12 protein-coding genes and 1 tRNA gene are annotated in these 10772 nt (G+C 48.0%); 6 read left to right on the forward strand and 7 right to left on the reverse strand.

The features are described 5' to 3' along the window. From A4E54_RS08475 to A4E54_RS08485, 3 genes are all read right to left on the reverse strand, one after another. The coding region (locus A4E54_RS08475) for a Clp protease N-terminal domain-containing protein (protein ID WP_286725601.1) at positions 1-243 on the reverse strand (243 nt) is incomplete at its 3' end. Positions 244-246: 3 nt separating this feature from the next. Continuing rightward, entirely contained in the window at positions 247-1227 is a 981-nt protein-coding gene (locus A4E54_RS08480; protein WP_240083254.1) for a DnaJ C-terminal domain-containing protein, read from the reverse strand. A 120-nt stretch (positions 1228-1347) separates the two neighbouring features. Beyond that, positions 1348-1797, reverse strand: a complete 450-nt coding sequence (locus A4E54_RS08485; RefSeq protein ID WP_240083255.1) for an Hsp20/alpha crystallin family protein — start codon at positions 1795-1797, stop codon at positions 1348-1350. A gap of 459 nt (positions 1798-2256) precedes the next feature. Between A4E54_RS08485 and A4E54_RS08490 the strand changes: the two genes are divergently transcribed. From A4E54_RS08490 to A4E54_RS08510, 5 genes are all read left to right on the forward strand, one after another. Beyond that, complete coding sequence (locus A4E54_RS08490) at positions 2257-2667, forward strand: hypothetical protein (RefSeq protein ID WP_240083256.1); 411 nt, start codon at positions 2257-2259, stop codon at positions 2665-2667. An 868-nt stretch (positions 2668-3535) separates the two neighbouring features. Further along, positions 3536-3739, forward strand: coding sequence for a hypothetical protein (locus tag A4E54_RS08495; protein WP_240083257.1), 204 nt, complete (start codon positions 3536-3538; stop codon positions 3737-3739). 18 nt (positions 3740-3757) lie between these two features. Then, positions 3758-4126, forward strand: a complete 369-nt coding sequence (locus tag A4E54_RS08500) for a spore coat protein (RefSeq protein ID WP_240083258.1) — start codon at positions 3758-3760, stop codon at positions 4124-4126. Positions 4127-4385: 259 nt separating this feature from the next. Next, positions 4386-6347, forward strand: a complete 1962-nt coding sequence (gene acs, locus A4E54_RS08505; protein WP_240083259.1) for an acetate--CoA ligase — start codon at positions 4386-4388, stop codon at positions 6345-6347. A gap of 153 nt (positions 6348-6500) precedes the next feature. Next, positions 6501-7061, forward strand: coding sequence for an FxLYD domain-containing protein (locus A4E54_RS08510; RefSeq protein ID WP_240083260.1), 561 nt, complete (start codon positions 6501-6503; stop codon positions 7059-7061). 188 nt (positions 7062-7249) lie between these two features. On the opposite strand, the gene A4E54_RS08515 is transcribed toward A4E54_RS08510, so the two are convergent. The 3 genes from A4E54_RS08515 to A4E54_RS08525 all read right to left on the reverse strand — a co-directional run bounded on the left by A4E54_RS08515 (position 7250) and on the right by A4E54_RS08525 (position 9272). Beyond that, a complete protein-coding gene (locus tag A4E54_RS08515) occupies positions 7250-7471 on the reverse strand; it encodes a NifU family protein (RefSeq protein WP_240083261.1) in 222 nt (73 codons plus the stop codon). 120 nt (positions 7472-7591) lie between these two features. Beyond that, positions 7592-8656 (reverse strand): DUF4349 domain-containing protein, encoded by a 1065-nt coding sequence (locus A4E54_RS08520; RefSeq protein ID WP_240083262.1) that lies wholly within the window; start codon positions 8654-8656, stop codon positions 7592-7594. Positions 8657-8696: 40 nt separating this feature from the next. Further along, positions 8697-9272 carry an RNA polymerase sigma factor gene (locus tag A4E54_RS08525; protein WP_240083263.1) on the reverse strand — a complete coding sequence of 192 codons (576 nt, stop codon included), beginning with the start codon at positions 9270-9272 and terminating at the stop codon, positions 8697-8699. A gap of 254 nt (positions 9273-9526) precedes the next feature. On the opposite strand from A4E54_RS08525, the gene A4E54_RS08530 reads away from it, so the two are divergent. Further along, positions 9527-9612, forward strand: a tRNA-Leu gene (locus A4E54_RS08530). Positions 9613-9781: 169 nt separating this feature from the next. On the opposite strand, the gene A4E54_RS08535 is transcribed toward A4E54_RS08530, so the two are convergent. Continuing rightward, positions 9782-10772, reverse strand: a 991-nt coding sequence (locus A4E54_RS08535; protein WP_286725611.1) for a site-specific integrase, incomplete at its 5' end; no start/stop codon positions are given.

Genomic DNA, 10772 nt, shown 5'->3' on the forward strand with positions numbered 1-10772 from the left:
ATACATCCCGCCGCCGCCCTGCACTTTGGGCAGGCGGTCGACAGCAGCTTCAACCTGGCTCTTCAGTTTCGCCGGATCTATTTCCATTTTCCGCAATATTTGACCGACGACCCCTTCTTCTTGCTCAAGCAGGCCCAGCAAAACATGTTCTTCCTCCATTTGCTGGTGGCTGTGTTTTGCCATCATGCTCTGGGCCGCTTCAAAGGCTTCCTGGGTCTTCAAGGTAAGTTTATCCATACGCATCGTTCAAACCCTCCTTCCGGGCTTCTTCAACATATTAAACAGGCGGGCGCGTGGATTTTCTTTATTCAGCTCCGCCAGCGTCTTATACAGTTCTTCTTCACGCCGGGTCACAGTCTCAGGGATCACCACTTTTACTTTCACCAGCAGGTTTCCGGGACCGCCTCCGCCGGGGTCCGGCATGCCCATGCCGCGCAGGCGAAAAACCTTGCCGGTTTGAGTGCGCGGGGGAATTTTCAGAGAAACCGTACCTTTTAAAGTCGGGATGTTCACTTCCCCGCCCAGCACAGCCTCAGTTACCGCAACCGGCACTTCATACTCCAGGTCTTTATCCTTAATCTTGAAAAGCGGATGGGGACGCAGGCTGACGGAGAGATACAAGTCGCCCGCCGGGCCGCCTTTCTGCATGCTTTCTCCCTGCTGCGGCACCCGGAGCTTATAGCCCTCCCGCATGCCGGGCGGAACTTTCACTTTCAAATGACGCCCGTTGACCAAAAACTCTTTGTTTGCCCCGGCAAAAGCCTCTTCCAGGCTGAGCTCCAACCGCGCTTCGGTATCCGCGCCGCCCCGGCCCCGGCCACGCCTTTCCCAAAACAGGTCGGTGTCGGTAAACGGGTCCATGTCGCCGAAAAAAGTCCTGAAAAAGTCACTGAACCCGCCGTATCCCGGGCTCTCATAGTGGAAACGGACACCGCCGGGACCGGCTTCCCGCCATTGCCCCCGGCCTTTCTGATAATTGCTCCAGTCGAAATTCTGCCAGTCCGCGCCTATATCCGCGCCAATTTCATCGTATTTCTTCCGTTTTTCCGGATCGCTCAAGACTTCATACGCCTCGCTGATCTCTTTAAACCGCTCCTCGGCCTTTTTATCGCCCGGGTTGGCATCCGGGTGAAAGCGCCGGGCCAGCTCCCGGTATGCCTTCTTAATTTCCTTTACGCCGGCCGTCTTTTCCACTCCAAGTATGCTATAATAATCTTTGTAATGCACGCCGGTTCACCCCCTTTCTATACGATACCGGTTTATTCCGCTAATTATTATTATTCTCATAAAAAGGCGAGGGTAAATCCCTCGTCCGAATTATTAGTCAACCAACCGGGAGCCAGATGTTTATCCTTCAATATTAATATTGATTTCTTTCTTTCTGGCGTCCTCTTCTTTGGGGAGAGTGATTTCCAAAACGCCGTCATGATAGCGGGCTCTCAATTTATCTTGCTTCACCGGCATATTCAAGGTAAACGACCGGCTGAATGAACCATAGCTGCGCTCGACCCTGAGGTAGTTGGCATTTTCTTCTTTTTCTTCCTTTTGGCGTTCCGCCCGGATAGTCAATAAATTATCAGTTAAAATGACTTTGATGTTATCTTTGTTGAACCCCGGCAGTTCCGCCTTGATCAGGAACTCCCCGGGAGTGTCTTTAATATCCACGGGAAACGCTCCCTCCTGGGTTAGGGCAGCTTCAGGCTCCCTCCAGAAGCGAAAGCTATCGTCAAAAAGCCTGTTGATCGAAGACTGCAAGCCTGACAAATCACGGAAAGGATCCCATTTAACCAATGCCATGAAAAAACACCTCCTGATTTTTTAAAAAATAATTTTTATAGGCGATTGCTCCCGGTGGTTGAATTGTCATTATTTAACCTTGACTATCTTTGACCTTAGTATAATCCATACGTGGACGATTGTCAAGTTTTTCTCTGTAATTTTTTTGCTAAAAATGTGGGAGAATATTTCTCTATAATCTCTATAATAATGAAGCAATTTCAATATGGGTGGCACTTGTACATAAGGCGACGAGCAGCGGTGAAAGGATTGAACCAAATTGCTATTGATTTTGGGATCGATATTAATTTTAGGATTTCTCATTGGCGCAGCCACTGTGATTTATTTTCAAAACAAGCCGCCGCGCGGCGGAAAACCATAACATGAGACGGTGAGGAGTCCCCTTGGGGGCTCTTTTTTAGTGAAATATCCGGGGATAAACAAGCATAAACTTACATCAAAAAGAAAGGAGGGTTCCCGGTGAGAATTCTCTCTGCTGTTATCGCCGGACTAGCAGCCGGACTCCTGTTTTGCCTGCTCGTCTTCCTGGCAAGCCCCAAAGCCGCATTTCCAGCGTTTCTGATCGCCTGGTTCATATTCAGCCTGTTATTTTACCGCAAGGCGGAATCATCCGGAAAAATTTGGTCCAGGGCTTGCCTCGCCGCCGGAGCGGAGTGCCTGGCCATCCCGCTGGCATCATGGTTTTTGCCTTTCTTTTGCGGACAGCAAGCGGTGCAGGCCGCAAAACAAAACGCATACAACGCAAGTCAAGCTTTTGGCTCAGCGTTCGGCGGCGGCCTGATAAATATGCTGGCCGGCTACGCCGGTATATTGATCGGCCTATTGCTTATCTTCATCGCCTATCTTTCATTAAAACCGGTAAGAAGATAAAGGGAGACAGTGGTAGCATGTAGCATGCATTAAATTATGCTTTCAAGCACCTCAAGGGTGCTTTTTTGTTGAGCGAGTGTGATAGTTTTTGGGCCTTTTAGTATAATAGAATGGGTACCAGGTAAACGTCAGTTTGTTCCTGTTCAGCCGTATTTTGTTCATTTAATTTATCATGCAGAATATTCATAAATGCGCCCCTCTCCACGGATTTTTCTCATAGTAACATTGTTTGCTTAAAATAATCTTAGTGTTGTCTGTGTTTTTCATGAAAGTTATATGAATTTTTTCAAAAGAAAACCACCTCTTCAGGTGGCAAAAAAGGAAAATGGGTAAGTTGGTAAGGGGTCAGCCCTTGACATTGGACAAGCGCAACAAAGTGGTAAGGGGTCAGCCCTTGACATTGGACAAGCGCAACAAATAATGGGGTGATAATACAACTAGACCCTTATGATTAAAAATACAATGACCGCTAACCCACAAAGTTGTCCAATGTCAAGGGCTGACCCCACTTTTGGACCCCACTTTTGCTAAATGCTAATTGGTATTCTAAAGCCGTATTTCATATAAAGCCAGATGCAAACAACTAAAATCAAAGCTATTATGAGAAACTTGATTATCCCTTTAAATACTCTAATAACAAAAAAGAATATTAATAACGCGACGATAACGTATAAAAGCGATGTTAAGTCCAATAAGAATCCCTCCTATTCTTCTTCCCTAAAATACTTCGACAAAAGGAAGGTTTTCCCTGCAACACAAAGCAGGCTGTTTTTCTCTTAAGGAGCAAGGTAAAGGGGGTCAATTCTTTTGCATTTTTTTCATAAAACTGGGCCAAACTATTTTAAACCGAATAAGGAGGTGGATATCGATGACTCAAATTACGGAAATGGAGCTTCTCCAAACGGGAGAACTGCTCAGGTCGGAAGCGCTGGCCATCGCCAAGTACGCGACGTGCGCCCAGCAGTCCACCGACCCGAAACTTCAGCAGATATACTCTGCCGCTGCGGACAGACACCGGGGCCACTATGAAACGATTTTAAGAAGCGTACAAAACCTGGCCGGCCAAAGATAATTCTAAGGAGATGAAATAATGCTGGAAGAAAAAGACCGTTTAACTGATTCCCTGGTTATGGAAAAATACATTGCCGACAACTGCAATTCCGCCGCCATTGAGGCATCCAGCCCGCAACTGAAGGAAGCGTTTATCAATATTTTAAGAGATGAATATCTAATTCAACACGAAATATTTAACGAAATGAATAACCGCGGCTGGTATCAGCCCAAAACAGCGAATATCAACGATATTAACCAGAATCTTAACAAATGGAACCAGGAGTTGCAGCGGGTGCAAACTACCGCCTATCAGAGAACAGGGGCACAGCCCGGCAGCTATCAGGCGGTTTTCCCGCAATACGGGTTTCAAACAGGCACCGGTACGCCACAAAATCCGATAGCTTAACCTGAATAATTACCCCCTGCCCAGGGGGTAATTATTACTTTCACACTCCCGCAGCAACCATTCACACCCGGTTTTTTTTCGTTTCAAATAATATTCTCGACCATTCAGCCGTCCATAATGCATTTAGGGGGCTTATTCTGTTAACTAAAAGCATATTTCTTAATTAATTAAAAATAATGATGTAATATATTAACGGTCGAAATGTGCTTAAGAGCCGATAGAATCATCCAATACCCAATACTATTATGGAGGGGAAAACATGGCCGAAATGAAATCGATGATGGTTGAAAACAGGGTTTTCAACCCTTCTCCGGAGTTTGTCTCAAAAGCCAGGATTAAAAGTCTGGATGAGTACAAGGAGATGTACCGCAGGTCCGTCGAAAGCCCGAACGAATTCTGGGCGCAGATGGCTGAAGAAAATCTGACCTGGTTTAAGAAGTGGGAAAGTGTTGAAGAATACAGTTTCGAAGGTGACATATTTGTCCGCTATTTCGCTGGCGGCAAGCTGAACGTATCATACAACTGCCTGGACCGCCACCTGGATGGCCCGCGGAGGAACAAAGCCGCGCTTATCTGGCAGGGCGAGCCTTTAGAGGATAGCAAGACTTACACTTATCAACAGCTGCATCATGAAGTCTGCAAATTTGCCAATGTTCTGAAGAGCCAAGGCGTTAAAAGAGGAGACCGGGTGGGCATCTACCTGCCGATGATTCCTGAACTGGCTATTGCCATGCTGGCCTGCACCAGGATCGGCGCCATCCACTGCATCGTATTCGGCGGTTTCAGCGCCGAAGCGATTCGCGACAGAATGCTGGACGCCAAAGCGGAAATACTGATCACCAACAACTTTGGTTACCGTTCCGGCAAATTCCTGGGATCCAAAGACGTAGCCGACGCCGCCATGGCCCAATGCCCCGACATCAAAAAGTGCATCGTGGTCAAGAGAGTGGACAAAGAATGCAACATGGTGGAAGGACGCGACGTATACTGGGACGACTTGATGGCAGAAGCTTCTCACATATGCGAACCGGAAGCAATGGATTCGGAAGATCCCCTTTTCATTCTATATACAAGCGGCAGCACCGGCAAACCCAAAGGTGTTATGCATACCACGGCTGGATACCACCTCTATGCGATGATGACCGTGAAATATTTCTTTGACATTCGCGATGAAGACGTTTATTTCTGCACAGCGGATATCGGCTGGGTAACCGGACACAGCTATTGTGTTTACGGCCCGCTGGGATTAGGGGCTACTTCCGTGATATTTGAAGGCGTGCCGAGCTATCCCGAGCCGGACAGGTTCTGGCAAATTGTAGAGAAATACGGCGTAAACGTTTTCTATACCGCTCCCACCGCCATCCGGGCAATGATGAAGGACGGCGATCAATGGCCCAACGGCAGAGACCTCAGTTCCCTGCGCTTGTTGGCTTCGGTCGGCGAGCCGATTAACCCGGAAGCCTGGATGTGGTACTACACAGTTATCGGCAAGGAAAAATGCCCGATTGTCGACACATGGTGGCAGACCGAAACCGGCGGGCACTTAATCGCCCCGATGCCGGGCGCGCACCCGATGAAACCCGGTTCCGCCGTGAATCCGTTCTTCGGCGTAGTCCCCGCGTTGCTTACGGCTGAAGGCAAAGAAGCCGGCGTGAACGAGGGCGGCCACCTTTGCATGAAGAAGCCCTGGCCCGGCATTATGCGCGGTGTATACGGGGATCCCAACAGATTTAAAGAAACCTACTTTGTGCAGCAGCCCGGCTACTATTTCAGCGGCGACGGCGCGCGCAAGGATGAGGACGGTTACTACTGGCTGCTTGGCCGCGTGGACGACGTGATCAACGTTTCCGGTCACCGGATGGGCACCGCGGAAGTGGAAAGCGCCCTGGTAGCGCACCCGACAGTCGCGGAAGCTGCGGTTGTAGGTTTCCCGCACGACATTAAAGGTGAAGGAATTTACGCTTACGTAACGCTGAAGGAAGGCGTGGAAGGCACCGACGCGCTCAAGAAAGAGCTTGTGGCGCACGTGCGTAAGGAAATTGGTCCCATTGCCTCGCCTGACAAGATTCAATTCGCGCCTGGTATGCCTAAGACCAGAAGCGGTAAGATTATGAGAAGGATCCTGAGAAAGATCGCCGCCGGCGCTATTGACGAACTGGGCGACACCTCGACACTGGCCGATTCCACAGTGGTCGACAACCTGGTGGCAAACAGGCAGTAAGCATAATCAAATTAACAACAAACTTAAGTATTTTAGAAGCGGGCTTGAAAATTCGAGCCCGCTTTTTAAGTAAATGGAACATTAACGGGTGTTTTTTCGTCTGATATGTTAAAAGCACCTTACCAGGGTAACAATACCAAGATGTGAGGGATCATGATGAGAAAGCGCTTGATAAAAACACTGCTGACGGTGTTTGTATTGAGTTTTATCTGCGCCGCGAGCGTATTTGCGGATACAAAAGGGATAAACCTAATTATTAACGGACAAAAACTTGAAGGTGCCGGAGTTTTGGTAGACGGCCAGGTAATGATACCAATCGATGGGCTGGCCAGGGCCATGGGCGGCACATTTGAATGGACGCCTGAAAGTGATACAGCATCGGTGACTCTGCCCATTCCAAATGTGCGTCCGGGGATTTACCTGACAGACGACTATACAATAAAAGTTAATAAAATCGTTGAAGGAATTACAATGTTAACCGTGTCGGGAGAAGTCACCAACACAGGCAACCGCAAGCTAACTAGTCTGACTGTATACGGCAAACTATTGAACGCCGATGGGCAGGAACTGACACGAACATTTACCACAAACCTCGAACCGACCGAACTTGCCCCAGGTGATACGGGTACTTTTGAAGTCATCTTCATGGATTACGACAAGTATAAAGAAAACAACGCGAGATACGGCATTTACGTTCAGGGATTCCCGCTTTAACTAAACAATTATTATCTCAGCAATTTCAGCAACTGTGAAGGAAGCGTTATTTCTCAGGCAATTAAAGGAGGCTGCGTCAAAAGAGTTCCCGTATCACTATCAAAGTGGTACGGGATTGCTGTTTTAAATCATTATTTCGGGCCATTGTGGGGACAAATTTTTTTTAAATTACTTTAATACAGAATCTTTTATACAGATACAACTTCTTTTACCTCTGGAACCTCTTGCTTGAGCATCCGCTCAATACCCTGCTTGAGGGTTATTGTGGCGCTCGGACACCCGCCGCAAGCCCCTTTCAACCGCACTTTAACCAACCCGTCGGGAGCGACTTCCACAAGCTCAACATCTCCGCCGTCTCTTTGGAGAAACGGCCGTACTTTATTAATAACTTCCTGAACTCTTTCTTCCATCTCACAACCCTCCTTCATAATATATCTTATCATGGACAATATATTTCTAATCTATTTTACCTATTATATCTCCGACTGACAAGAAAAAATACTGTTTTCAAAATAAGGCGTCAATAAAAATTACCTCAGGTTTACTTTGATAGTGGCAGTTTGTGTATCAGTCAACAATTTACTATACAACTTCTTCTGTTGTTCCATATCTGTTTGCACCTTGTTAAGCCGTGCCTGCGCTACTTCCGATTCGGCCAGAGGAGCGGCCTTTCCCATCGCTTGTTGGAGTATTCTTTCTTCATTCGCCAAATCTCTAATATTACTCTCATAACTTGATATTTTTCCGCTGACATCTTCACCCGCAACTCGTCTCGTGTCAGCGTCACCCATCTCCCTGATGCCGCTTAGCACATAATTAAACCGATCCGCAGGCACCTTGACGGTTAGCGTTCCTTCCTCCTGAGAACCGCCCGGCACCAAGTAACCCCCGTTGTCATCAGCCAAGTTGGCAATTTTTTCCGGCACGTCAGACGGATCTTCTGTTGACAGGGCTAGAGTGGCATCCAGCACCAAGTTATTCAACTTCTTATTTGAAGCCGGAATATTACCATAGGCAACTTGTGTAATAATTGCTTCTTCTTTTTCGGCCATTTTTTGTGGTACAACGGGTAATCCGGCTGGTGACCCCGGAGCATTACTTGGCTCATTCTTATGCGCCGGACTATCCTCTTTGGGGCCAGTTTCACTTGTATCTGCACTTCCATCATTTTTTGTTTCACTGTCCGGCGCCGGCTCATTCTGTTGTTCATGAACAAATAATGAAGATATCCTTTGGTACCACTGGTTCGGCATTCCATACATCAATGTGGTTATTCCAAGTATAACAACGAACATGGCGGCAAAAGAGCACGCACGCAGCCAACCGCTCTTTCTGAAGCTCATAAAAACGCCACCGTAACCGGCTTTTTCACGCGTCGGTATCGCAATCTTGCTCATGACCAGGGCACTGAACCCAGGGGGCGGCTCTACCTCCGGCAAGTCTTTTATGAAATTAACAGTTTCTTTAAGAACATCATATTTTTCCCGGCAACTTGCGCAAACAGCCAAGTGAGAAGTAACGTCTTCACTTTCCGGCAGAGCAAGTACTTCATCCAGATAAGGAGAAAGCAGTTCCTCAACTTCCAGGCACTGCATCTCTCATCCCCCCCTATTTAGCTAGACGCGAGCCGCCGCCCTAAAGTTCCCTACGGTCGTTAAATTTTTCTTTAAACGCCTGCCTGGCACGACTTAAGCGGGATTTAACCGTGCCTAAGGAACACTTTAATATATCGGCTATCTCTTCGTATGAGAAGCCCTGCACTTCCCGCATTATTAAAATCAAGCGGTGCTCTTTATTAAGACTGTCAATACACTCCTGGATCATGCCATTAAACTCTTTTTGCTCAACCACTTCCTCAGGTGAAGGAGTTCGACCGGATACCCGCGACATGATATGATCACCGTTATTTTCCGTTTCATTATCCAAAGACACAAAGTGGTATTTTTGCCGACGGCGTATCTCATCGCGACAAACATTAGCGGTAATACGGTATAGCCACGTCATAAAACTGGACTCTCCCCGGAAACTCGGCAAGGCATGGTAGAGCCTTAAAAAAGTATCTTGAGCAAGGTCGGACGCGTCAGCGTGATTGCCGATAAAACGGTATGCCACAGTGTAAACTTTATTCTCATAACGGTGGACGAGTTGCTCAAAGGCATCCATATCCCCGTTTTTACTTCTCTCGATGAGGATCTCATCGGCCGGTTGCATTCCATCCCTCCTCTGCGAAGGGCAACCATGAACAGGGAAACAGAACCTGTAAACAATGCACGGTAATTATCATGCTTATCCCGTTCACTTATCAATATGTTTTTCGACATTATACCTGTTAAATCCTTCATTTAGTTAAGTATTTCGGAGCAGCTTATCCTGTAAAATATGGCACTAGAAGACATCTTACTGCCTTTGGCATATTGACGGCATATCTCTTTTCTGCTAGAATAAATCTTGCTGAAAACTTATATGCCGATGTGGCGGAATTGGCAGACGCGGCGGTCTCAAAAACCGTTGGATAACCTCCATGCCGGTTCGACTCCGGCCATCGGCACCAGAAGTCAATGCTCTTAAAGCCGCGACACAAGCGGATTTGAGGGCTTTTTCTTTTCTAGCGGCACCTTTCTGTTTGCCCACGGCATACCGTCACATAAACCATTTTAGCGCAAATTTGCAGTGCTCTCATCTCCCTATTTACCTGGCATTTCGCCCGCTTTGGAGGGATGTCAGGAGGGATATACGCCGATGATGGCGTTGGCCGAAGCGACCTTGGAGCTGAAATCCAGGTGTGTGTAGATGTTCGAGGTGGTGGAAATATCACTGTGCCCCAACCACTCCTGGATCTCCTTCAGGCTGACTCCGTTGGCGTACAACAAACTGGCGCAGCTATGGCGCAGGTCGTGGAAACGGATTTTTTTCAAACCGTGGTTTTTCAGCGTGAGCGCGAAATTCTGGGTGATATAGCCCGGCTTGATCCGTTCTCCCAGCTCGTTCACGTAGAGGTAGCCGAGATACTCCCGGCAATAGGCTTTTCCGCAAACCTTTTGATTGCGCTCCTGCTCAACCTTCATCCGCCGGAGAAGCTTTGCAAAGGGCTCTACCAACGGCAGGGTGCGGTGGCTCGACTTGGTTTTGGCGCGGTCCTTTTCCACGATGATGGCTTTTCCGTCCACCCTTACCTCGGTTACGGTGTGCTTGATGGTCAGCGTCTTTTTTTCAAAGTCAATGGCGTCCCATTTCAGCCCCACGATCTCACTGCGGCGCAGTCCGTAAAACGCGCCCAGGATAACGGCCAGCTCTATCGGTTTGTTTTTCACGACGGCGAACAGGGCTTCCAGCTCCCCGGCATCGTAAATGCTGCCCACGAATTTTCCGGGTTTGGGCCGCTCGATCCGGTCGGCAGGGTTAAAGGCGATCAGGCCCACCTTGAAAGCGTACTGCAACGCCTTGCGAATGTTGGCGTGGCGGTGGATCACCGTGCAGGCGCTTAAGCCTTTCTCGTTCAGCTCGTACTGATAATAGTCCTGGATGTGCTTCGGCGTAACATCCTTTAACGTAAGCTTGAAGTCCTTAAAATAAGGAATAACGCGGCTCTTGATGCACATAGCGTAAGAGGCGTAGGTGGTCATTTCCACATTGTGTTTGATCATCTCCAGCCATTCCAGCAGGAAGTCGGTAAACAGTATCCGCACCTCGCCGGAGATCGGGTTTACCTTG

This window comes from Pelotomaculum sp. PtaB.Bin117, assembly GCF_002067195.1.
GTDB classification, from domain to species: Bacteria; Bacillota; Desulfotomaculia; order Desulfotomaculales; family Pelotomaculaceae; genus Pelotomaculum_D; species Pelotomaculum_D terephthalicicum.